Source organism: Fictibacillus solisalsi (genome assembly GCF_900103485.1).
GTDB lineage: Bacteria > Bacillota > Bacilli > Bacillales > Fictibacillaceae > Fictibacillus_C > Fictibacillus_C solisalsi.
Genome location: NZ_FNHW01000001.1, coordinates 2340116 through 2363658, shown reverse-complemented (window position 1 = coordinate 2363658; position 23543 = coordinate 2340116). Strand labels below are relative to the sequence as shown.

At 42.4% G+C, this 23543-nt stretch carries 25 protein-coding genes and 1 tRNA gene; 18 read left to right on the top strand and 8 right to left on the bottom strand.

What is annotated here, in order from left to right; all coding sequences use genetic code 11:
• Positions 1 to 153 precede the first annotated feature (153 nt).
• Both BLT53_RS12100 and BLT53_RS12095 read left to right on the top strand, forming a co-directional pair.
• Positions 154 to 1974: a sensor histidine kinase gene (locus BLT53_RS12100; RefSeq protein WP_090235170.1), complete on the top strand. Its 1821-nt coding sequence runs from the start codon at positions 154 to 156 to the stop codon at positions 1972 to 1974.
• The gene (locus tag BLT53_RS12095) at positions 1971 to 3554 is read left to right on the top strand and encodes a response regulator (RefSeq protein ID WP_090235169.1); all 1584 of its coding nucleotides are present in this window, start codon (positions 1971 to 1973) and stop codon (positions 3552 to 3554) included. The genes BLT53_RS12100 and BLT53_RS12095 overlap by 4 nt, the downstream gene beginning before the upstream one ends.
• Positions 3555 to 3602: 48 nt before the next feature.
• On the opposite strand, the gene BLT53_RS12090 is transcribed toward BLT53_RS12095, so the two are convergent.
• From BLT53_RS12090 to BLT53_RS24720, 3 genes are read right to left on the bottom strand one after another with little or no spacing between them, the layout of a single operon-like run.
• The gene (locus tag BLT53_RS12090; RefSeq protein ID WP_090235167.1) at positions 3603 to 3833 is read right to left on the bottom strand and encodes a hypothetical protein; all 231 of its coding nucleotides are present in this window, start codon (positions 3831 to 3833) and stop codon (positions 3603 to 3605) included.
• Positions 3830 to 4105, bottom strand: a complete 276-nt coding sequence (locus BLT53_RS12085) for a hypothetical protein (protein ID WP_139168397.1) — start codon at positions 4103 to 4105, stop codon at positions 3830 to 3832. Before BLT53_RS12085 ends, BLT53_RS12090 begins: the two co-directional genes overlap by 4 nt.
• 23 nt (positions 4106 to 4128) lie before the next feature.
• Entirely contained in the window at positions 4129 to 4389 is a 261-nt protein-coding gene (locus BLT53_RS24720) for a hypothetical protein (RefSeq protein WP_139168396.1), read from the bottom strand.
• A gap of 303 nt (positions 4390 to 4692) precedes the next feature.
• On the opposite strand from BLT53_RS24720, the gene BLT53_RS12080 reads away from it, so the two are divergent.
• The 5 genes from BLT53_RS12080 to BLT53_RS12060 all read left to right on the top strand — a co-directional run bounded on the left by BLT53_RS12080 (position 4693) and on the right by BLT53_RS12060 (position 10342).
• The gene (locus tag BLT53_RS12080; protein ID WP_425284679.1) at positions 4693 to 6384 is read left to right on the top strand and encodes a glycoside hydrolase family 13 protein; all 1692 of its coding nucleotides are present in this window, start codon (positions 4693 to 4695) and stop codon (positions 6382 to 6384) included.
• 289 nt (positions 6385 to 6673) lie between these two features.
• On the top strand, positions 6674 to 7648 hold the full coding sequence (locus BLT53_RS12075) for a sulfonate ABC transporter substrate-binding protein (protein ID WP_244520400.1): 975 nt from the start codon (positions 6674 to 6676) through the stop codon (positions 7646 to 7648).
• A gap of 18 nt (positions 7649 to 7666) precedes the next feature.
• Positions 7667 to 8818 (top strand): FMNH2-dependent alkanesulfonate monooxygenase, encoded by a 1152-nt coding sequence (gene ssuD / locus BLT53_RS12070; RefSeq protein ID WP_090235164.1) that lies wholly within the window; start codon positions 7667 to 7669, stop codon positions 8816 to 8818.
• The gene (ssuC, locus tag BLT53_RS12065; RefSeq protein ID WP_170834328.1) at positions 8818 to 9573 is read left to right on the top strand and encodes an aliphatic sulfonate ABC transporter permease SsuC; all 756 of its coding nucleotides are present in this window, start codon (positions 8818 to 8820) and stop codon (positions 9571 to 9573) included. Before ssuD ends, ssuC begins: the two co-directional genes overlap by 1 nt.
• Before the next feature lie 16 nt (positions 9574 to 9589).
• The gene (locus BLT53_RS12060; protein ID WP_090235161.1) at positions 9590 to 10342 is read left to right on the top strand and encodes an ATP-binding cassette domain-containing protein; all 753 of its coding nucleotides are present in this window, start codon (positions 9590 to 9592) and stop codon (positions 10340 to 10342) included.
• 46 nt (positions 10343 to 10388) lie between these two features.
• Here BLT53_RS12060 and BLT53_RS12055 read toward each other — a convergent pair whose 3' ends face one another.
• Together BLT53_RS12055 and BLT53_RS12050 are read right to left on the bottom strand one after the other, a co-directional pair.
• Complete coding sequence (locus BLT53_RS12055) at positions 10389 to 10907, bottom strand: SRPBCC domain-containing protein (protein ID WP_090235158.1); 519 nt, start codon at positions 10905 to 10907, stop codon at positions 10389 to 10391.
• Positions 10908 to 10956: 49 nt separating this feature from the next.
• On the bottom strand, positions 10957 to 11283 hold the full coding sequence (locus tag BLT53_RS12050; RefSeq protein WP_090235156.1) for an ArsR/SmtB family transcription factor: 327 nt from the start codon (positions 11281 to 11283) through the stop codon (positions 10957 to 10959).
• A gap of 376 nt (positions 11284 to 11659) precedes the next feature.
• Between BLT53_RS12050 and BLT53_RS12045 the strand changes: the two genes are divergently transcribed.
• The 7 genes from BLT53_RS12045 (at position 11660) to BLT53_RS12015 (ending at position 18277) form a co-directional block, all read left to right on the top strand.
• On the top strand, positions 11660 to 12349 hold the full coding sequence (locus tag BLT53_RS12045; protein ID WP_090235154.1) for a CoA transferase subunit A: 690 nt from the start codon (positions 11660 to 11662) through the stop codon (positions 12347 to 12349).
• Complete coding sequence (locus tag BLT53_RS12040; protein WP_090235152.1) at positions 12342 to 13025, top strand: 3-oxoacid CoA-transferase subunit B; 684 nt, start codon at positions 12342 to 12344, stop codon at positions 13023 to 13025. The genes BLT53_RS12045 and BLT53_RS12040 overlap by 8 nt, the downstream gene beginning before the upstream one ends.
• Positions 13003 to 14196 carry a thiolase family protein gene (locus tag BLT53_RS12035; protein WP_090235150.1) on the top strand — a complete coding sequence of 398 codons (1194 nt, stop codon included), beginning with the start codon at positions 13003 to 13005 and terminating at the stop codon, positions 14194 to 14196. The genes BLT53_RS12040 and BLT53_RS12035 overlap by 23 nt, the downstream gene beginning before the upstream one ends.
• Positions 14197 to 14380: 184 nt before the next feature.
• The gene (locus tag BLT53_RS12030) at positions 14381 to 14668 is read left to right on the top strand and encodes a hypothetical protein (RefSeq protein WP_090235149.1); all 288 of its coding nucleotides are present in this window, start codon (positions 14381 to 14383) and stop codon (positions 14666 to 14668) included.
• 646 nt (positions 14669 to 15314) lie between these two features.
• A complete protein-coding gene (locus tag BLT53_RS12025; RefSeq protein WP_090235148.1) occupies positions 15315 to 16193 on the top strand; it encodes a pirin family protein in 879 nt (292 codons plus the stop codon).
• A gap of 17 nt (positions 16194 to 16210) precedes the next feature.
• Positions 16211 to 17140 (top strand): UDP-N-acetylmuramate dehydrogenase, encoded by a 930-nt coding sequence (murB, locus tag BLT53_RS12020; RefSeq protein ID WP_090235146.1) that lies wholly within the window; start codon positions 16211 to 16213, stop codon positions 17138 to 17140.
• Between the two features lie 138 nt (positions 17141 to 17278).
• The gene (locus BLT53_RS12015; RefSeq protein WP_170834327.1) at positions 17279 to 18277 is read left to right on the top strand and encodes a LacI family DNA-binding transcriptional regulator; all 999 of its coding nucleotides are present in this window, start codon (positions 17279 to 17281) and stop codon (positions 18275 to 18277) included.
• A 51-nt stretch (positions 18278 to 18328) separates the two neighbouring features.
• Here BLT53_RS12015 and rbsK read toward each other — a convergent pair whose 3' ends face one another.
• Together rbsK and rpe are read right to left on the bottom strand one after the other, a co-directional pair.
• Complete coding sequence (rbsK, locus tag BLT53_RS12010) at positions 18329 to 19279, bottom strand: ribokinase (RefSeq protein WP_090235143.1); 951 nt, start codon at positions 19277 to 19279, stop codon at positions 18329 to 18331.
• A 9-nt stretch (positions 19280 to 19288) separates the two neighbouring features.
• On the bottom strand, positions 19289 to 19981 hold the full coding sequence (rpe, locus tag BLT53_RS12005; RefSeq protein WP_090235142.1) for a ribulose-phosphate 3-epimerase: 693 nt from the start codon (positions 19979 to 19981) through the stop codon (positions 19289 to 19291).
• A gap of 374 nt (positions 19982 to 20355) precedes the next feature.
• On the opposite strand from rpe, the gene BLT53_RS12000 reads away from it, so the two are divergent.
• Positions 20356 to 21636, top strand: coding sequence for an MFS transporter (locus BLT53_RS12000; RefSeq protein WP_244520399.1), 1281 nt, complete (start codon positions 20356 to 20358; stop codon positions 21634 to 21636).
• A 306-nt stretch (positions 21637 to 21942) separates the two neighbouring features.
• Entirely contained in the window at positions 21943 to 22092 is a 150-nt protein-coding gene (locus BLT53_RS25060) for a hypothetical protein (RefSeq protein WP_170834326.1), read from the top strand.
• A gap of 376 nt (positions 22093 to 22468) precedes the next feature.
• Here the strand turns inward: BLT53_RS25060 and BLT53_RS11995 are convergent.
• Positions 22469 to 22544 (bottom strand) — tRNA-Ala (locus BLT53_RS11995).
• 232 nt (positions 22545 to 22776) lie between these two features.
• Between BLT53_RS11995 and BLT53_RS11990 the strand changes: the two genes are divergently transcribed.
• Both BLT53_RS11990 and BLT53_RS11985 read left to right on the top strand, forming a co-directional pair.
• Positions 22777 to 23055, top strand: a complete 279-nt coding sequence (locus tag BLT53_RS11990) for a hypothetical protein (RefSeq protein WP_090235140.1) — start codon at positions 22777 to 22779, stop codon at positions 23053 to 23055.
• Between the two features lie 13 nt (positions 23056 to 23068).
• Complete coding sequence (locus tag BLT53_RS11985) at positions 23069 to 23407, top strand: spore coat protein (protein ID WP_090235139.1); 339 nt, start codon at positions 23069 to 23071, stop codon at positions 23405 to 23407.
• Positions 23408 to 23543 lie beyond the last annotated feature (136 nt).

Sequence of the window (23543 nt, the reverse complement as noted above, 5' to 3'; positions counted from 1 at the left end):
TGAAACGGCTTACATTGACCAACAGGGTGGAAAATATTGAACAGTGATTTTTGAATAAAGAAATGAGAAGATTATGCTACAATAAAGAAAATTCTGTAAGCAATATAATGAAAGGGAGGAAGGTTAGCCAGAAGTATAGCTGACCAAATTGGTATGCAGTGGGGGATCCGCAAGAAACTCATCATCTTATTGCTTGTAGCAACCGTGCTTCCGTTTGGAACCTCGATTGCCGTCACGTATTATCAAACGACACAAGCGCTTAATGACCGCTTTGTTTCCACAAACCATGATTTAATTGAAAAGGGAGAAGAGGACCTCGCTGCTTACTTTGATGAAGTAGCAGATATGGGTACGGTTTTATACCGGTATACTCCTTTTATGAATGTAATGAGGGGTGGAGTATCGGCCGACTTTAACAACAACCAGGAAGAGGTTCGCCGGCTGCTCGCCTATTTATTTAACACTCGTCCGGAAATTGAACAGATGCATCTGTACATCGATAAAGAAAAGGATTCGTATACCAATTTTCATTCTTCCATCAGCGGAAGAGGGAAGTATGAGAACATTTTTTCACATCCGTATTATGCCGAGTTGAAAAAGAGCAGCACCTTCTCCATCATTGAGCCGCCTCATAAAATTTATCCTTATAATCATTTGTCAGATATTCCAGACTCCGAAAAGAAAAAAGTCTTGAGTTTTCATAATATGATCCGTGACGTTCCTTCAGATAAGTTTCTTGGCTTCTTGTCGATTGATATAAACCTTTCAAAGATTAGCTCTCTTTCAAACCGTCTGTATACAAAGGGTGTTGAAGATCTATACATTATGGATGATCAAGGGAATATCGTTTATTCGTCCAATGAACATCTGATTGGAAACAAAAATAAAGACAGATGGTTCGTTCAGGTTAAGAAAAGCAGAAAAGGCAGTAAAAGCCTGGAATGGCAGGACAAGAAATTTTCGGGAGAGATTGTGTACGAGCGTTTTTCGGCGCCGTATAAAAACTGGTATATTATAAAAAGGATTCCGTATGACGTTCTTTACAAGAGCGCAAGGGAAACGGCATTGATGAATATTTTTATCGGTATTATTACCTTGCTCATCGTACTTTTGGCAACATTTTTTGTTTCATTTAAGCTGACCGCGCCGATAAAAGTATTAAGCAACAACATGAAAAAGGTGGAGAATGGGGAACTTGAAGCTGACTTTGATTCGTTGGGGAATGATGAAATTGGCATGCTTGGCCGCAACTTTAAATCGATGATCACCAAAATTAATCAGCTGATTGACAGGGAATACAAATTGGAGATTGAAAATAAATCATCTCAGCTCAGGGTGCTGCGTTCTCAGATCAACCCTCATTTTCTTTACAATGCACTTCAGTCGATTGGTACGCTGGCACTTAAATCAAATGCTGCACCCGTCTATTCGCTGTTAACCTCCTTATCCAACATCATGAGGTACAGCATGAACATGAATGAAGATGTTGTTCCATTGAATCTTGAACTGAGACATGTGAAATCGTATTTGGTGCTGCAAAAGCAGAGGTTCGAAGACAAATTTGAATATGAGCTTCAGGTTGAAAAAGAAGTTGATCAGATTATGGTTCCGAAAATGATTTTACAGCCCATTGTGGAGAACAGCTTCAAGCACGGTTTTGATCAGCAGATCGAGGAAGCTTTTATCACAATCAAAGGGCATGCCATAGACGAAGAAACAATTAAACTGTCCGTGAGCGATAACGGAAGGGGCATTGATACTCAGCAATTAAAGGATTTGAAGCGTGCGCTTTTCGAGGAAAATCCATCAGAAGAAGAACGCAGCGATGCCATCGGGTTAAAAAACATTTATGACCGGCTTCAGATCTATTACAGCAATCAGGCAAAAATGTCAGTGGAAAGCGGAGATGCAGGAAGCTTTATAGTGACCATTGAGATTCCCAGGGTAATGCCGAAAGAGGTGAAACAATCTTGAAAGTCTTGATTATTGATGATGAGAAACACGTTCGAGATGGAATCCGGCTGCTTGGTGACTGGGAAGATAACGGTATCGGTGAATTTTATGAAGCCGAAAATGGGGAAGATGCCATTCATTTGATTCAGGAGCACCGGCCTGAGATTATATTTTCCGATATGAAGATGCCAAAGATGGACGGCACACAGCTTCTCGAATGGATTAAGGCGAATCATCCGAAAAGCAAAACCATCGTGGTAACCGGTTATGATGATTATCACTATATGAGAAAAGCGATTCATTTTGGGAGCTATGACTATCTTCTTAAACCGATTGATCCGGAAATCCTGAATCAGACGTTGAAAAACGCCGTAGAGGAATGGAAGAAAGAAGAAGCAGACCGCAAAAGCAAGGAAAGCAGCTACCAGATGATCAATGAAATGAAACCGGTGTTTCGTGACCGGAAGCTTACCCAGCTTGTAAGCAGTGACAGTATCAAGGATGAGCTGTACAAAGAGCTTGGCTTTCAATTGTCTCAAACCTATATGGTTGCTCTCATGCGGATGGATGGCAAAACGATTGAATCGTTTCAGGGAGACAGGGATCTTGCTTACTTTACGATTTTAAATGTGATCAACGAAATTCTTATGGAGTGTGACTGCGGAATCGGCTTCCGCTACCTCTCCAGCAAAGGTGAAATTGTTATGATTTACTGGAACAAGCTCGACCAGATCGAGGACCGTCTGTCCCAAATTCATCAGACACTGAAGAAGGTATTGAATCGTTCTTGTCCGATCGCAATTGGGGAAGCAGTTACCGGTACCGCGGGGTTGCTGCAATCATATCAGCATGCCAAGCAAGTACTGCTTTCGAGCAATCTGTTGGAGCGTAAAGAAAAGCGGGTCTATGGACAGGATGCGATTCAAATTATCTCACCGAAAAGCCTGATGTCCTATAGTTCCGACATTGAAGGCGCAATGATGGCCGGACGAATCGAAGCGTTTGACGATCTCATTGAGGATGTGACAAACGATTTTACCGAGGACCGCTATTTGTCATTGAAGCAATTGCTGCATTTTGAAAACGAATATCAGGTGATCAGCAATACATGGTTCAAACATTACAATCTTCCAATCGGATCAAGTGAAAGCATTGAAAAACGGATCGACCCCTATTTTGATGCTGAGGGCACGTTTAATCTGGAAGACTACAAGAAAAGAATCCGCCGGGAAATTTCCGTCTTTCTGAAAAAAGTAAAGAAAGCTTCAAAACAAAAGGGCAACATCATACATGAAATTGAAAAGTATTTGCAATCCCACTTTGACCGGGATGTAAAACTTCAGGAGATCTCGGACCATTTTTACATCAGCAGGGAATACATTTCGAGGAAATTCAAGCAGGAACTCAATGTTAACATTTCGGATTATTTGGTAAGAATCCGCATGAACAAAGCGAAATCGTTATTAAAAAACAGTGACCTGAAAATCTATGAAATTGCTGGCATGATCGGCTACCAGGACGATAAATATTTCCGCAAAGTATTCAAAAAGGTTGAGGGCATTACCCCGAACGAATACCGCGATCAATCTTCGGAAAAATAACAATTGCTGCACAAAAAAAGAAGAGGGAGATCCCCTCTTCTTTTGTATTTAGCTGGTCAAAACGTCCTTCATAACAAAAACGTAAACACCGATCAAAAAAACGGAACCCATAATATCCAACGTGTTTTTTTGCTTGACGGCTTTGATTCCTTTTATGAGGATGTCAATAGCCCATACCGCAGCCAATGCATAAACCCAAACTATGGAATTTGTTAAAAAGAACCCTGCAGCCAAAATAATCATTGAGGCAATGATAGCGATTGAGAAAGAGTTTTTCATAGTTTATCAACTCCCTTCATTTCACACAATTTGATGAAAGAAAAGCTGATGAAGAAAAGGCCGAACGCAAACAGCAGACTGCCTAAAATTACGAAAATAGTTATGTAGCTTTTTAAGATAGTATTATAATCACTTGGATTTGCGCCCCCATCTCCGAAATCACTTAACCAACTGACTGCCATGGAATAACCAAAGGTGGCACTCTTTATCAAAAATAGGAGTCCTATTAAACTAATAATTAATCCTGCTGTTAGCGTATTCTTAAAATTCATCTTTATCTCCTTTATCTGAAGGTTCAAGGCAAAGGCGGGAAGAGTACTGACCACAACAAGTACCATATGCCCATCATACTGATCACGCCAAATGAGAATAAAAAGGCTACCTTTCTCCAATCCGAGTCATAATCCAAGAGAGAAAACAGTAAAGACAACAATAAGGAAGCCGATACGATCAGGATCTTAGAATGGTTGAAAAAGGGAATGACAGACGCTAATAGAGGTGTCGCCAATCCGATGACAGAAAAAATAACAGAAAATATTGCCCCATACTTAAACAACAGATATCCTCCCTGCAAAAAAGGTTTCTTCTTCCATTTTACATGTACTTGGGATTTTTATCCATATTTTCGATGTAATGGGGGAGCAGGAAAACTTGTTCACTAAAAGACCTCCCGACAGAAAGGTATCCAAAATTTAAGCGCTGGTTTCCATTTTTAAAATCTCTGTGTCTTCTGCCTGGGTGAGAGCAGGATGGCTTCTGGAAAAACAGGGTTCAATATATTCCACCTTATCCGTCAATGTAAGCCGTTTCATTACGGTGTTGATCCTCTAAAATGTAAAATGGATAGGTAAAGTTTTTGATGAAAAGTTGGAGGTTTGACATGAGCAAAATATGGTGGAAAGAAAGTGTCGTCTATCAAGTGTATCCCCGCAGCTTTATGGACAGCAACGGCGACGGAATCGGGGATTTGAAAGGAGTTACAACAAAGCTTGATTATTTAAAAGAACTTGGGATTGATGTCATCTGGCTCTGTCCGATGTTTAAATCACCAAACGACGATAATGGTTATGATATTTCGGATTATCAGGACATCATGAGTGAGTTCGGAACATTGGCCGATTTTGATGAGCTGCTGGCAGAAGTGCACAAGCGGGACATGAAGCTGATCCTTGACCTGGTGATCAATCATACCAGTGATGAGCATCCATGGTTTATTGAATCGCGTTCTTCCAAAGATAATCCAAAGCGGGACTGGTATATCTGGCGTGATGGAAAAGATGGTAAAGCGCCAAACAACTGGGAGTCCATTTTCAGCGGGCCGGCCTGGAAGTATGATGAACAAACCAACCAGTATTTCATGCACATTTTCTCCGAACGCCAGCCTGACCTGAACTGGGAGAATCCGGAGGTTAAAGACGCCCTTTATGACATGGTCAATTGGTGGCTTGAAAAGGGAATCGATGGGTTCCGTGTAGATGCCATTTCACATATTAAAAAAGAACCGGGCTTTCCCGATATGGAGAATCCTGACGAGTTGGAGTGTGTCTCTTGTTTCCCGTATATGATGAACGTGGAAGGCATTGATGAATGGCTGACCGAGCTTTCACAAAAAACATTTAAGCAATACGACGTTATGACAGTTGGAGAAGCCAATGGTGTAAAAATTGAAGAAGCTGAAAAATGGGTTGGCGAAGAGAATGGCCATTTTAATATGATTTTTCAGTTTGAATTCCTGGATCTTTGGGATAAAGATGCAGAAGAGGGCATTGATGTCGTTGGGCTGAAGAAGGTATTGAGCAAGTGGCAAACAGGGCTTGAAGGCAGAGGATGGAACGCGCTTTTCATTGAAAACCATGACCAGCCGCGCCGCGTTTCCACATGGGGGAATGATCAGAACTATTGGTCAGAAAGTGCCAAAATGCTGGCCGCGCTGTACTTTCTTATGAAAGGAACTCCGTTCATTTATCAGGGACAGGAAATTGGCATGACCAACGTTCAGTTTCCTTTGATAGAAGACTACAATGATGTGGGAATGGTGAACTATTACCGCATTGAAACGGCAAAGGGGCGCTCGCATGATGAGATTATGAACATCATTTGGAAAACAGGGCGCGATAATTCCCGTACCCCGATGCAATGGAATGCTGAGCATAAGGGAGGCTTCACTACAGGGGATCAAACATGGCTGGGCGTTAATCCGAACTACAAAGAAATTAATGTAGAAGGACAATGGAACAACCCGGATTCCATTTTAAGCTTTTACAAAAAATTGATCAGGATGCGCAAAGAAAATCCAATCTGGGTATACGGCGTATACGAATTGTTGCTTGAGGATCATCCTGAACTTTTTGTTTATACGCGAACACTTGATGACAAGTGTGCTATTGTCATAAACAATTTCAGTGGCCAGCCTTCGGAGTTTGAAGTGCCGGACGATCTGGCATTTGAATCATCACAATTGGTGCTCAACAATTACAAGGAGACAGACACTATGCTGTCTAAGCAGATTGCCCTTCAGCCCTATGAAACGAGGGTGTATTTATTGAGCTAGTAATACAAAAAGAAAGGTTCTTTGCCTTAAGGCTGGGAACCTTTTTATTATCGCTTCATATAATTCCTTGTAAATAGATAGGAATTATGTATAATGAGTAGTAATCTAAATACTTTGAATATAATGACCGATTGGAAAAACCGAAGGTCAACGCTTACGGATCCGTTTTATTAAATAAAAATACAGTCAAGGTTAGAGCTGATTGGTCAACCAAAGGCTCCTTCTCAAGATGTTTTGAGGGGGAGCCTTTTTATTTTATATATAGAGCAGGTACAGGAGGGGATTTATTTTGAAGAAAAAAAGTCATCAACTCATGGGGTTGTTTTTCAGTCTGATGCTGTTATTCCTCGCAGGGTGCGGCCATTCATCGCATGCAGGCTCGGAAGAAAAAAAGAAAAATTCAGATAAGGTTATAGAAATTGGCTACCAGAAATTCGGCACCTTAAATTTTTTAAAAGCGCAAAAAAGCCTGGAAAAGAAACTGGAGCCAAAAGGTTACAAAGTAAAGTGGACCGAGTTTCCCGGGGGGCCACAGCTTCTTGAAGCATTAAATGTAGGCAGTTTGGATTTCGGACATACGGGAGAAGCGCCGCCAATCTTTGCGCAGGCAGCAAAAGCGCCCTTAGTATATGTGGCAAATGAACCGCCAAATCCCAAGGGTGAAGCTATTCTCGTGCCAAAAGGGTCAAACATCAAATCGGTTAAAGATTTAAAAGGTAAAAAGATTGCTTTGAATAAAGGCTCCAATGTGCACTATCTTCTCGTAAAGGCGCTGGAAAAGGCCGGAGTTCAGTATAAAGATATTCAAACCGCCTTTCTTCCCCCGGCAGATGCGAGGGCGGCTTTTGAAAAAAGGGAAGTAGATGCCTGGGTGATCTGGGACCCATTCCTGGCGGAAGCCCAGCGAACAACAGGAGCAAAAATTCTGCAAGATGGAACAGACCTGGTGAACAACCGTGAATTCTTTCTGGCCTCTGATCAGTTTGCAAAGGACCACAAAGATATCATCAATATCATTTTAAAGGAAGTTCAAAGCGCAGAAAAATGGGTATCGGGCAACAAAAAAGAAGCTGCAAAATTCCTTGCTCCACAGCTTGGAATGGATGAAAAGACGCTGGAGCTTGTCCTGCAGCGGCGAACGTATGGATTGGAAAAGATCAATCAAAAGGTAGCCAGTGACCAACAGGATATTGCGGATCAATTTCTCGATCTGAAATTAATTCCTAATGAGATTAAAGTCAAAGACGCACTGCCCCAACAATAATAAAGAGGAGAGTTTGTGATGAATGTATTCTGGTTTATTCCAACACATGGCGATTCAAGATATCTGGGTGTTTCCAAGGGAGGAAGGGCCATCGATACACCTTACCTTCAGCAGATCGCAAAGGCTGTTGATCACCTGGGATATGAGGGAGCGCTGCTTCCTACCGGAAGATCTTGTGAAGATGCGTGGGTGGTTGCCTCTACATTAATCCCAGTGACTTCTCGAATGAAATTTCTTGTGGCCGTTCGCCCGGGTATTTCATCGCCTTCCCAAGCCGCACGCATGACGTCAACATTTGACAGGTTATCAAATGGAAGACTGCTGATCAATGTAGTTACAGGAGGGGATCCTGTTGAACTTGCAGGTGATGGTCTCCATTTGTCGCATAAGGAGCGGTATGAGCTGACAGATGAATTTCTTGCTATTTACCGTTCTCTCCTGGACACGGGATCCGCAGATTTCAGCGGCAACTATTTAAAGGTGAATCAAAGTAAACTCCTTTATCCTCCAGTTCAGCAGCCCTATCCCCCGATTTATTTTGGCGGGTCCTCAGACATCGGGCAGCAAATTGCTTCGGATCATGTGGATGTTTATTTAACCTGGGGAGAGCCTCCGCATCGGGTGGAAGAGAAAATCAAAAAAGTAAAGAAGCTGGCTGAAGCCAAAGGCCGTAAAGTGAAGTTTGGCATTCGACTTCATGTGATTGTACGAGAGGAAGAAAAGGAAGCATGGGCGGCAGCCGATGACCTCATAAAATATGTGGATGACGAAACGATTGCTTCGTCGCAAAAAGTGTTTTCCAGGTTTGATTCCGAAGGCCAGAAACGAATGTCCGAACTGCATAGGGGCAGTAAAAACAATCTGGAGATCAGTCCAAACTTATGGGCGGGAGTAGGATTGGTCCGCGGTGGAGCAGGAACGGCGCTGGTAGGCAGTGCTGAGAATGTGGCAAAGAGAATGAAAGAATACGAGGAGATCGGAATTGAGACTTTTATTCTATCAGGCTATCCCCACCTGGAAGAAGCGTACCGGGTAGCGGAGCAATTATTTCCTCTTCTAGATGTTGGAAAGAGCAAGAAACCAAGCAGTGAGTCATCTATCATCAGTCCTTTTGGTGAGATTGTTGCCAATGAGCTTTATCCAAAGGATAAAAGGGTGGGGAACAGGTGATGAGAAAATCATTTGTCCCTTGGATCGTACCGATGCTTTTACTAGTGGTTTGGCAAAGTCTTTCTTCAACTGGGCTGCTCTCAACGAGAGTTTTGCCCAATCCGGTGGACATTGTCAAATCAGCCATTGAACTGGGAAAGTCAGGCTTGTTATTTGAAAACATCTGGATCAGCTTTAAACGGGCCGCACTTGGTTTTCTAGTCGGAGGCGGCATCGGCTTTGTACTGGGCCTTATGAATGGTCTGTCAAGAGTATCGGAAAACCTGCTGGATACGACCATCCAAATGGTGAGAAACATACCGCATCTTGCCTTAATTCCGATTGTTATTTTGTGGTTTGGAATTGGTGAGGAAGCAAAGCTTTTTCTCGTCGCTTTAGGAACCTTCTTTCCCATTTATTTAAATACGTATCATGGAATCAGAACGGTCGACAGTTCACTGATTGAAATGGGTCGTGTCTACGGATTGGGCAAACGTTCTCTGTTCTGGAACATCGTGCTGCCGGGTGCCCTTCCATCCATACTCGTGGGTATCCGCTTTGCTCTTGGAATCACCTGGGTCACACTCATTGTTGCTGAAACTATTGCCTCCAATTCCGGTATTGGCTATATGGCGATGAATGCCCGTGAGTTTATGCAGTTGGATGTGGTCATCCTAAGCATCATCCTATATGCCATTCTTGGAAAACTATCTGATTTTGCTGCAAAGCTTGCAGAAAAGCAGTGCTTAAAATGGCATCCGAATTATCAAAAATAAATGGAGGTGATGGAATATGAATCAAGGCAGCCAGGCTTTTCTTGAATTATCGGATCTCGGAAAATCGTTTGGGAATAAACAAGTGTTAAAACAAATGGACTTAACGGTTGAAAAAGGAGAATTTGTCGCTGTGGTCGGTAAGAGCGGATGCGGAAAAAGCACATTGCTGCGAATTCTTGCGGGTCTTGAGAAGCCGACAGACGGTGAGGTAAGATTGGATGGTGAAACGGTAAAGGGACAAAACAAAAAGGTCAAAATCATGTTTCAGGACGGAAGGCTGCTTCCCTGGAAAAAAGTAAAAGACAACGTGGCTTTAGGGTTAAAGAAGGAGGAGGAGAAAAAAGAAGCTCTGCAGATGCTCCACCAGGTAGGGCTCAGTGACAGAGCGGATGAGTGGCCAGCGGTGTTATCCGGGGGACAAAAACAACGGGTAGCATTGGCAAGAGCTCTCGTTCATCATCCCGAACTTCTGTTGCTGGATGAGCCGCTTGGCGCATTAGACGCTTTAACCAGACTGGAGATGCATGAACTCATCCGAAACTTATGGGAGGAAAAAGAGTTTACTGCGGTTTTGGTTACGCATGATGTGGAGGAGGCTGTGGCTCTTGCCACCAGGGTCATTTTAATCGATGATGGAGAGATTGCCTTGAATCAAACCATTAAAATGCCCTTCCCCCGAAAAAAAGACAATCCGATATTTGCCAAAACGGTGACAAACATACTGAACCACATTATGGGAAGAAATTCGGAATTGAAATTAACACGGTAAACCTGAAAAAGGCAGCCCGATCATGTGAGCTGCCTTTCTTTTCAGGTTATTGATCAACCAGTTCTTTTTCCAAAAATTCATCCAACCGTTCATATTGGGAGGTAACACCTTCAATAATGCCCATCTCTTTGACCTGCTGCAGTGCTTCTTCCGTTGCGAAGGTAGTTCGCGTAATAACGTTGGTTTTGTCGCCTTGTTCCACAAATTCCATCGTGATCAGGAGCTCGGGCATGTTCTCCATAAGATTGCCGTCACTGTCCACGAAGGTGTCTTTATAAACAAGCCTTTCAGGAGCGGAAATTTCCTCGTAAAATGCTTTGCCGCAGGATTCCTGACCGTAAAACTCTCCCTGATTTTTGTCCGTGCACCTCATGCTGTAATACCACACACCGCCCGGCTTAAAATCAAATTCCCGTATTTCTGTCTGCCAGCCTTTTGGCCCCCACCAGTTGGCCAGGTGTTTGGGATCAGAAAAGGCTTGAAAAACAAGCGTTCTTGGAGCGTCAAAGACTCTCTCCACAATTAATACTCGGCCTTCAGTGCTCGTTTTTAAAGAGTTGGACATGAACAATTTCCTCCTAAATGGTTAGTCACTGCTTTTCTTGAAATAAGGGTCAGTCTTTTCCTTGCAGTTTTTGCAAATACTCATCCAAACGGTCAAATCGTTCCTCCCATACATGCCCGAAGGAGGAAAGCCATCCATCTAAATCCTTGAACGGCTGCTGGCAAAGCTTGTAAATCCGCATGTTTGCTTGAGCTTTGACCTCAACAAGACCGGCCTTATTTAATACACCAAGATGTTTCGACGTCTGAGGTTGGAGAAGCTCCAGCTTTTCTGCGATCTCCCCCACTGTGAGGGGTCCTTCCCGTAAAAGCTCAACAATCTGGAGGCGCTTAGGCTCGGCAAGTGCAGATAATGTGGCATTGATGTTCGCGCTCATATCAAGTGTTCTCCTTTCATCACCAATATACCCCGAAAGGAATATTCTTGTAAAGGAATATTTTATAAATTCAGAAAAAATTTTTAACGATTTAAACAAGAGGAAAAAAGGGGACAATCGTTCCGTTGTTCAGAAGAGCGATTGAATCAGATTTTATATCCATTGTTGTAATCTTTAAATTTCCGTTGTACTATATAGATAATTAAACATGGCTTGCCTACTCATTAGCGATTAAAAAATGCCCTTTTTTAATTTTAAACTAGTGAACTTCCGGCTGTCTTGAACGCCTTGCTATCTCTCATTGGATAGTAATGTTCAGGGCGGCCTTTTTTGTTGGCAGCAAGTGATCCATTAAATCAAATAAAGGATGATTATCATGACAAAATTGTTAAAGGATGGCACTGCAGCTCTTAAAGCCGTTAAAACGGGTGACACAATCATGGTTGGTGGATTTGGGCTGATTGGTGCTCCACTAACTTTGATTGATGCGCTCACGAACAAGGATGTAACGGATTTAACGATCATCAGCAATAATTTAGGTGAAAAGGGAAAGGGACTGGGCATATTGCTGGGACAGAAAAAAATTAAAAAAGGCATCGGGTCCTATTTTACAAGTAACCGGGATGTAGGAGATGCCTATCAAAGAGGTGAAATTGAATTGGAGTTGCTCCCTCAGGGGACACTTTCGGAATCGATCCGGGCAGGAGGAGCGGGAATTGGAGGATATTACACCAAAACTGGTGTCGGAACGGATCTGGCCAAAAATAAGGAAGAGCGGGAAATCAATGGCGAAACGTATATTTTTGAACCGGCAATCCGGGCGAACATCGCACTGATCAGAGCTTGGAAATCCGATACGCTTGGAAATCTTGTCTATTATAAAACGGCCAGGAATTTTAATCCGGTCATGGCGACGGCCGCAGATGTGGTGATTGCAGAGGTCGATGAGATTGTAGAGGCGGGAGAATTATCTCCTGAAGCAATTGTTACGCCGCATCTCTTTGTTGATGGCATACTTTTGGCATCCAAGATTCTCACGAACGAAGGAGTTGTCCAACATGGCTAACGAAATACAGGAATCCATAGCAAGACGGGCGGCAAAGGAGCTCAATAGACCGTGTGTGGTAAATCTGGGAATTGGGATTCCCACCCTGGTTGCAAAGTACATTGACGATGAACAGGTCTACTTTCACACTGAGAACGGTTTGCTCGGTGTGACCGATGTAGACGAAGAAAACAAAGATCCAAACCTGGTGAATGCCGGTAAGCTGCCAGTCGGTGAAACGATCGGTGCCTCTTTTTTTAACAGTGCCGAATCATTTGGCATGATTCGTGGCGGTCACGTGGATGTTGCTATACTCGGTGTGCTGCAAATGGATCAAACAGGAAAGATCGCGAACTGGGCTGTTCCCGGAAAAAACATCATGGGAGTGGGCGGCGCGATGGACCTTCTCGTCGGGGCCAAAAAAGTCATCGTCACAACGACACATACGACAAAGGATGGCAGCAGCAAGCTGTTAACAGAGTGCACATTTCCTATTACGTCTACAAGAAGTGTGGACATGATCATTACGGAATTGGCGGTTTTTGAAGTGAAGGAGAAAAAGCTGGAGCTTGTGGAACTTATGCCGGGTGCCACCCTTGATGAAGTGGAAGAAAAAACAGAAGCGGAGTTTTCCATTCACCTAAAGCAAAGACAATTTGGAAGAGGGAACCTAAATGAAGAATGTAGTCATTATTGACGCTGTCCGGACTGCCATCGGAAAGCTTGGCGGTGCATTGGAAACCGTACCGGCAGATTTTCTCGCAGCAGCGGTATTGGAAGAAGCGGTACAGCGGGCAGGCATAACAAAAGATAGGGTGGATGAAATTATCATGGGTCAGGCAAAACAAAGCTCGGATGCGTCCAACCTCGCCAGGGTGGCTTCCCTCCGGGCAGGCTTTCCTGTTGAGGTACCGGGCTTTACCGTTCACCGGCAATGCGGCTCGGGTCTGCAGGCCATTAACTCTGCTGCTCAGCAGATTCAATGCGGACTGGCAAACATTGTTGTCGCAGGCGGTGCGGAATCTATGAGCACAGCGCCTTATTATATGAGAAACATACGCTTTGGCCTGAAGTCAGGTAACGGACAGTTGCTCGATCCGAACACCGAAAGCCAGCCAGGCTCTCAGCCGGCGGAAGACTATGGCCGACTAACGATGGGATTGACCGCTGAAAACCTGGCGGAAAAATATAATATTTCAAGAACCGAGCAGGACGAATTTGCTTTACGCAGCCAGGAAAACGCAAGAAACGCGATCTCCAGTGGAAAATTTGAAGCAGAAACCGTTCCTTATCGGATAAACACCAAAAAAGGGGTGATAGAGTTTACAACAGATGAACATCCGCGGGAAACGTCGATGGAAAAGCTCGCCAGGCTCAAGCCGGTGTTCAAGGAAAACGGAACGGTTACAGCCGGCAACTCAAGCGGCCGCAATGATGGAGCCTCTGCACTCGTATTAATGTCGGAAGAAGAAGCACAACTTCTGGGTAAAAAGCCGAAAGCACGCATTATTGCTCAAGCAGCCTCTGGTGTCTCTCCCGAATACATGGGAATCGGTCCGGTCACAGCCACTATGAAAGCACTTAAACAGTCAGGCCTTTCGGCGGGGGAAATCGATGTTATTGAGCTCAATGAAGCTTTTTCTGCCCAGTCACTGGCCGTTATTAAAGAATTGAAGCTCGATATCAATAAAGTCAATCCGAATGGCGGTGCGATTGCACTTGGGCATCCGATTGGAGCAACAGGAGCCATTCTTGCCACTAAAGCGCTCCATGAACTCGAGCGGACAGGCAAGCGGTATGGCTTAATCACTTTATGTATTGCAGGCGGCTTAGGAATTACAAGCATTATTGAAAATACACAAATTTGATTTATCTGCCAAAACAGAGAAAGAGCAAGAAAGACTGTGCATTTAAAAGGAAAGACCTCTCCTTAGACATTTTCTAGAGAGAGGTTTTTTAGATTTTGATTCCGATTGTTTGAAATAACGAGATAAAAAGGAAAAATGTGTAGTTATTCACAGTATGATAGGAATAAGAGAGGGGAGAAGGACCGTGATTTTAGTACTTTTTATCTTTTATTTCATTATTATCATCAGTTTGGCAACCTGCTTCACTGTAAGAAGACGAATAAGGAGAACGATCGTCAGCATCCTTCTTATGCTGTATGCCGTGTTTATGTATCCCTGGCTAGTTCCAATGGTAGGAAAGTGGAAGGGGCTGGATGGAGTGGCAAGCCTGATGCTCGGTCATTTTTTATTGTTAATTGGGGCTATTATTCTTTTTATTGCGAGCTTTTTTACCGAAAAAGAGGTGAAAAGGGCAGACAGGTTGGAGGATTAGTTTACTTTTAGGCAGTTTCCAGACTAGAGCCTTTTAAAAATCGCCCGCCCAGATCATTTACTGTCCGTCCACCTGTGACATGACAAAAACTCGTCATAAATGACGAGTTTTTTAGTTTATTATTTGTTGCCATTTACTGTCTCAACCACAGCAGTATCTTGGTTTACGTTAAAGTTGACGGTGTTGTTAATATTTTGTGCAGAAGAGCCGAGGTTAATCTAGTAAACTCCCTTTTTCGCCGTTTACTTTTTTAATTCTTATTTTGCCAAAATATTTAGAAAGGGTGTAGCTTCAAGGCACTGGAAAAAAATATAGTAAGGAGACTGTTAATATCTTTGGGTAATCCATGCTCTATCGATCGATCAGGGCAAGTAAAAGCGAGAATGCAATCGAATCTTCAGAAAAACATAATGCCGAGTAACAAACCCGCTCCTATATCCTTTTGCATATTCCACACTCTTTCTGAAAAATAGACAGTTATTCAGTTAATTATTCACAATCATTCCCTATATAAGGAAAAACAACCTTCTTTAATATGACAAATAAATTGATTTTAGTAAGTAACTATGATTGAATTAGTTTGTGAATATTTCGATTTTAAAAAGTAACTTTCTTACAATAACGGCGAATTGAGAGAGGTTCATATATGTCAGTTTCATCTTCAACAGATATTTTTCAGCGGGATGTAAAGGATCATTGGTATGTGAATTATGAAGAGGTGGATTTTCCGGCGATACAAAAAGGATGGGTGTTGCCGCCGGGGCGTTGGTACGATTTTGACCCATTTATTTTAATGGCAGAGGATTGGTTTAAGCGGGGAACGTTCTCGGACCATCCGCATCGAGGTTTCCAAACGATTACCTATGTCATTGATGGAAGACTGGAACACATCGATAATGCAGGGGGACGGGACATTCTTGAACCCGGTGACGTCCAGTACATGAATGCGGGCTGGGCGGCACGTCATGCCGAGGAAGGGGTGGACGAGGATATTGCACATACTCTCCAACTATGGCTCAACCTGCCCAAAACATTAAAACAAACCGAAACGTCTTATCAAAACGTTTATGCCGAAGAGGCACAATCTGTTTCCATTGAAGGAGGCCGTATAAAAGTGTTCTCGGGTGAAACAGCTGGTGTGAAGGGCCCGCTTAAATCGATTGTTCCTATTACATTGGCAGAAATTTCATTAAGCGAGGGGGCAGAATATGTTCACACCCTGCCGGAGAACCACAACGCCTTTGTGTATGCTTTGTCAGGAGATGTGGAGCTAAGCAATTCTCGTGTTTCGTTAAAAAAACATGGTGTTGCCACCTTAACTTTTGATAAAGAGGGAAATGAAAAGAATAACAGTGAGCTAAAGATAAAATCCAACAGCCGACGTACAAGGCTGCTCGTATATTCAGGAGCACCGATTAACGAAGAGGTGGTGCCGTACGGACCATTTGTGATGAATACAATGGAAGAAATCAAACAGGCATATAGAGATTTTCGGGATGGCAAGTTTGGACCGCCTGCCATCTAACAGGAGGAAAGGACAGCATGAGACAATATTCTAAAATCAAAGCGAGACTGCGGGAAGTATTGCCGCCGGAGGATAGTATCTTTTTTGAACCGATCAAGAAACATACGTATACCAAACTTGGAGGGGAAGCCGACATCTTTGTCACCCCTACCACAATCGGGCAGCTTAAAGAAATAATGCAGGTCGCTAAAGAATATCAGACACCGGTAACTGTCATGGGAAATGGATCCAACTTGATCATTAAGGACAACGGTTTGCTGGGGCTGACCATCAATCTGGAGCATATGAACGAAATCAGTACACTTCATCATTCCATTTACGCCCAGGCAGGAGCAGGGCTCATTGATGTATCCCGCAAGGCGCTTGAAATGAAATTATCCGGGCTGGAGTTCGCCTGCGGAATTCCCGGAACCATCGGCGGCGCCCTGTACATGAATGCCGGTGCGTACGGCGGACAAGTTTCCGATGTCCTGAACAGAGCGCTGGTCATGAACAAAGAAGGTGAATTGCTGATCATGAGTAAGGACGAGCTGAACATGGGGTACAGAAAAAGCCTTATCGCAACCGGAGACTACATCGTGCTGGAAGCTGAAATTGGACTTGAGCCGGGAATATATAAAGAGATAAAAGAAAAAATGGATCACTTTACCTGCCTCAGAGAAAGTAAACAGCCCCTTGAATATCCATCTTGCGGAAGTGTGTTCAAACGGCCTGAAGGGCATTATACAGGCAAGCTGATCCAGGACTGCGGCCTTCAAGGCTTGAGGATTGGCGGTGCCCAGATTTCTACCAAGCACGCAGGCTTTATCGTTAATGTCGGCGGAGCGACTGCAAAAGATTACACCGACTTAATCAGGATCATCCAAAAAACGGTCAAACGAAAATTTGATGTCGACCTGGAAACTGAAGTGATTATCAGAGGCAGGGAGGATCAGGAGGTTTCTTGATCGTCCTTGCCTTTTTCTCTATTTGACATGGAAGATTAGAGAATGGTACGCTTTTGGAAAACGGTTACGTAAGGATTTTTTAATGCTTTATACCTTCTTTTAGCGTAACAGTTGTAACATTTTATGGAGGTCGTTAAGTTGGTTACTATCAGAGATGTTGCCGCTAAAGCAGGTGTTTCAGCAGCTACTGTATCAAGGATAATTAATGGGAAAGGCCAAGCCACTCCAGAGACGATCGCTAGGGTTCATGCTGTCATCAAGGAAATGGGTTACAAACCTAATGTGGTTGCAAGGAGCCTGACAAGCCGTCAATCAAATACGATTGCTTTGCTTGTACCTACCATAAGCAATCCATTTTTTCCGGAACTTGCCCGGGGAGTAGAGGATAGCGCAAATTCTTACGGATTGAACATTTTTTTATGTAATACTGATGATGAACGGGAAAAAGTCCGCAATTATCTCATTTCTTTACGAGATCGATATGTAGATGGTGTCATTGTCAATTCCCTGAATGTGACCGAAGAGGATCTGGAAGAACTACATTCCCATGGTATACCAACTGTTACGTTGGACCGAACGTTTTCTTCTCATAAGTTTTCCTCCATCGGAGTAAAGCATCGTGAAGGAGCCCGGCTTGCTACTAGCCATTTAATTGACATTGGTTGTAAGCGGATTGGTATCATTCGGGGTCCGGAAGATGATTCAACGGCGATTCAACGTTTATGGGGATATCGTGATTGTGTAAAAAATTTTGATTGGTTCGATCAGAGCTGGATTGCTCTTGGAGATTTTAGTGTGAAAAGTGGTTACCTTTGCATGAAAGAATTGTTCCAGCGCCATCCGGATATTGACGGAGTTTATGCCGCCAATGATTTAATGGCGATTGGGCTATTAAAAGCGGCGCATGAATGGGGGAGGAAGGTTCCTGACGAACTGGCCATCGTAGGTTTTGATGGTATTGATATGACACAATATACAAACCCTCCGATCTCTACGGTGAAACAACCGGCTTATGAAATGGGAAGAATGGCTATTGAAGAACTTTTGAGGTTGAAAAAGTTGGATGAACACAATTGGTATGCGAAAAAGCAAGAACTGGATGTGGAATTTATTCTTCGGGAATCCTCTATGCGATAAAAGAAGAGACAAAAGAGACTCTAATTTGAGTCTCTTTTAGTTTAGACAGATTTACGCTTTTGCCATTTCTTGAATATAGTGAGAGAGCCCTTTTTGCTTACAAAACTCATTTACTTCATCTAAAGTTGGGATCGATTGTGCCCCTTGTCGAGTTACTTTTAAAGCCGCAACTATATTTGCGAACTGTACTGCTTCCTGAATGTCCGCTCCATCTGCTATAGCGAATGCCAAGGCACCGGCAAATGTATCTCCAGCTCCAACTGTATCTACCGCGTTTACAGTAATAGGTTCAATATAGCTTGTTGTGCCATTTATAAAAATAAAGGAACCTTGAGAGCCCATTTTTATGATGGAATTTTTGATGCCCATTTGATGAAAAATGTTTGCTGCTTGTTGTGCTGATGGGAGATCAAGAACATCAATTCCAGTCAGTTCTTTTGTTTCTTGTTTATTCGGAACAATAAGATCCGCATACTGAAGAGCATGTTTGGTAATGCCATCAGCTGGTGCAGGATCCAATATGACAAACATCCCTTTGTTCTTACCTTGTATCAACGCTTCTATTACAGATTCTTCTGAAACTTCCATTTGTACAAGAAGAACCTTGCTGTCTGTAATGGTGTTAAATGCCAGTTTGATATCTTCTTTGCTCAGTTCGTCATTTGCCCCTTTTACAACGAGCATTGTATTTTCTGCCCCTTGGTCAACGGTAATAATAGCACAACCTGTTGAGCTCGTATCTATTCGTTTAATGTGGGTTGTATTAACTCCTTTATTATTCAATGACTGAAGGATATTGTCTCCATATAGGTCTTTGCCAATTGAACCAATCATGTTGACTGTTTTACCAAGTACTGCACTGGCGACGGCTTGATTGGCCCCTTTGCCACCAGGGAGTGTCGTCATTCTTTCCCCAAAATTGGTGTCTCCATGATTTGGGTATTTATTCGTATACGCTACAATATCAATATTAATACTTCCAACTACGGTTATTTCCCCCATTTTCTCACCTCAAAGTTTGACGTGAAGCTGTTCTGCTTCGAACTGTCGGATAAAATGATTTAATCTCTCTACTGCTTCTTCAAAGGTTAGCTCAGGCCTGAATAAAGAGGAGGTACCGCATACCAGCATAGTTGCTCCGTTTTCTAATACACCAGGGATGGTTTCATATCCTATATTTCCATCAACTTGAATGTCGATTTTATATCCATTTCCATCTATTAAATCTTTTAAATCTTTTACTTTCTGATACATGAGAGGGATAAACTTTTGTCCGGCGAAGCCTGGATTTACAGTCATCAGAGTAATGTAGTCTACCGTATCCAAAACATATCGCAAGTGAGCAATAGGAGTGGAAGGATTAAGTGCGATTCCAGCCTTTAAGCCTTTTTTTCGTATGCTTTGCAGTGTTCTCTGTAAATGTTCTGTGGCCTCAGCATGAACAGAAATCATGTCTGCACCCGCTTCTGCAAAAAGATCCAGGTGATTCTCGGGATGCTTCACCATCAAATGAACATCAAAAGGTTTGGATGTATAGGAACGAATGCTTTTGATTAAATCAGGTCCCAATGTAAAGTTCGGAACAAAGCTTCCATCCATCACATCAAGGTGGAAAAAATCTACTCCTGCCTCATCAAGACGAATGACAGTTTCTTTTAAAATTCCCATATCAGCACACATCAAAGAAGGTCCAATTAAAGCCATTAGTTTGCAGCCTCCAAGTTTATTTTTACGTAACCGGTTACGAAAACCTTATCATTTGAGTTGATGACATGTCAATACAAACCATAATGGTAGCTGTATCAATGTATTTTAAATTTATAGGATAATACGAAATGCTAATAAAAAATATATTTACGTAACCGGTTGCCTCTTTAAAAATCCTGTGCTAATATACAAACATCAATTTAAAAAAATTCCATGTTATGAAGCGGAAAATTTTTTCCCCTCATATGTAACCGGTTACGTGGAATTTTGTAAAAGATTACAATTCCATTTGTTTTTTTAGATTTTAAAAGTTGGGTATTGCAGTTGGTGATCATGGCTATTTAAAGAGTAAGAAAATAGGAGGGGTTACTGTGAAAAATGTAAGCGCTTTGTCTGTTCAGGAACCAAAAACGTTATTTGGAATGCCGAAAGCACTTATTTGGGGATTTGTGGCGATCATAATCTTTATGACAGGAGATGGAATTGAACAAGCTTTTTTATCCAAGCAAATTGTTGATATGGGATTTTCTCCGTCACAATCAGCATCCGTATTTACCATTTATGGGATTACGGTAGCCATTGCCTCTTGGCTGGCTGCACTTTTTGCAGATATTTGGGGTCCGCGTAAAACAATGTTAGCGGGCTTAATCATATGGGTGATCTTTCATATTGGTTTCATTTCACTGGGCACAGTACCTGAGAGCTTGACTATGATGAGGGTAATGTATGGATTGCGTGGATTTGGATTTCCACTTTTCGCATACTCCTTTGTAGTATGGATCGCCTATGCAACTCCTTACAGAAAGCTGCCAAGTGCAATGGGCTGGTTCTGGTTTGCCCATTCATTAGGACTTGGAGTCTTTGGTTCCTACTTGCCAAGTTATACCATTCCAAGCATCGGTTATAATGGCTCTCTATGGTTAGGTTTGGCATTTGTAATAGTAGGCGGTGTTATTGGTGTTTTATTTACGAAAGGGAATATTGATAAGCAGCAAGGCGAAGAAAAAGAAACAGGAGATACAATCAAAAAGGGAATTACAATACTGTTTACGAATCCTAAAATTGCAATTGCCTCTGTGGTGCGAATCATTAACCAGCTCGCAGTTTATGGATTTGTTGTAGCCATGCCGTTGTTTTTAACGAGCAAGGAAGTAGGCTTTACCACATCTGAATGGCTGCAGATCTGGTCTGCAATGTACATGGTAAATATTATTTTTAACCTGATTTGGGGATTTGTGGCGAATAAAATGGCGTGGAACAAAGTGGTGCAATATTTTGGTTGTATTGGTGTAGCTCTGTCATGCCTCTTGTTTTATTATGTACCAATTACATTTGGTGACAACTTTTGGCTAATGGTTTGTGTATCCGGTTTCTTCGGAGCAGTATTAGGGGCTTTCGCTCAAATGTCTTCCATTTTTGCTGCTATTGATCCTGAGAACCGAGGAGCAGCAATGTCTATTCATAATCTTTCAGCGGGTCTAAGTCAATTTATCGGACCAGCACTAGCGGGAGTACTGTTCACAGCATTTGGTACCAAGGGGTTCGTTTGGGCTTTAGCGGGTCTTTACTTAATTGGGTTCGTTCTTGCTCACTTTTTAAAAGTGGAGAAGGAAACGTCGGTAGCAGTAGAAGATATGAAGAAGTATGCGTAACCATTGAGAAATTGAACTACTGAAACACCCGTTGGAAAATCATTTCCTAAAGGGTGTTTTTGTGTGCGCACAGACGGCTGATTATTCCCTTTTTAGTAGAATAATGCTGCCACTTTTGCTGAGATTACCTTTCGATTGGCAGGCAAAGTCCATTAAAAAGAAACACCCTTATGAGAAAATTGTCATAAGGGTGTTTCTCTGTAAATAATTAATTCTGACAATTTGTTTGAAATAAGAAGGATTATCGTCATACCATGACGAAATACATGATTAAGAAGTTTAAGATTATGTAAAGGGGGAGTTAGTATGGTTAAAGATAAGGAAGCAATCAAGCAGGAGATTTCCCGGAAAGTGCAGGAGATTCAAAATAGTTCAGTTACGTTTGTTCATGTAGCTGACGTGCACGAAATCATCACTTTATACCAACAGCTGAATCCCGAACCGATCCAGAACTAATGGCCTTAAAGGTACCCAATATAGATAAATAATAAAAAGGGTTTGATATTTCTTTTTCATTAAATATGAAGAGCACTGCGGTGTGCAGTGCTTTTTATTATGGATCCTGTTTGGAGATGGAATTAAAAAACAAACAGCATCATATACCCCAATTATTCTGATACTTTCTGAACAATTAATAGACTAAACTATACTTTAATAGAATTCTCATAACAATGAAGTGTAATGTTTTAATTCAAAGGTGCTAATAACGTAAGAAGTAAGGCAGTATAAAATAAAACCCAATCTCTTAATCAAGAGATTCCAATTTTTGTCAAATTATGTAATGTGCAATAAAAAACCATCTCACGCAGTGAGATGGTTGAAATGATGTATTTGGTGGAGACTAGCGGGATCGAACCGCTGACCTTTTGGCTGCCAGCCAAACGCTCTCCCAGCTGAGCTAAGCCCCCACGATGTGTTGCTGACAAGAAAAATTATATAATACAAGCCTTACTAAAAGCAAGTCCTTTTTTGAAATTATTTTTAGTTTTCAAATGGTTGTTGCCAGAAGCTTCATGAACTAGTGTATGGTGAACGCTTATCTTTCTAATAATACCTTCTAAAATTTCTAGTGTCCAAGCATAGTTTTTTGGAAAGTTGGAATGCTAACATGGTAAATCAAGGAATAAAGGAGGAGTAATTATGCAACAGCAGCAACCACCAAGCCCAGGACAAAACCAGCAACAGCAGCCTATATTTCAGCAGCCCCCAAACGTCATCACAGGAAAAGATTTTAACTATCTGACCGACATGCTTTCATGGAATTTGCTTGGATTCAAAAAGGCACACTTTGCCGCGAGCCAGTGCCAGGACCAACAGGTGAGCGCAGCACTTGAGAAGGCCTGTCACATGCATGAAAAGCACTATCAGCAGCTTCTTCAAAAACTCCAGTCCGGCGGAAGCCAACAGATGAATCAATAGGAGGGGAGAACCCATGAACAATAATCAAAACAAAATTCAAAACCCAGAGTCACAGGTACCGAAAACACCCCAGATGAACGATCGCGATTTCCTTAATGATATCCTGTCCTACGAAAAGTACATGACAGCTTCATATTCCACGGCAATGAACGAAGCGAGCCATGATGCGCTGTATCAGGAAATTCATTCGATCTTTGATGAGACGAAAAACGTGCAGCGGGAACTTTATACGCTCATGTTCCAAAAAGGCTGGTACTCCCTGTCACCGGAACAGTCTCAAAAGCTGCAGCAGGCGGCCCAGCAATTTACAGGGTATATGTCCCAGTTTCCACACAATCCGCCAATGCAATAAAGCGACCAACAAGCTATGGAGAATTCCATGGCTTGTTTTCATGCCGGGAGAATTTTACTATGAAATTCGACATATACGATAACTGGTATAGACAACTAGAACTATAGTCAGAAATTCTTACTGGGCCTATTGCTCC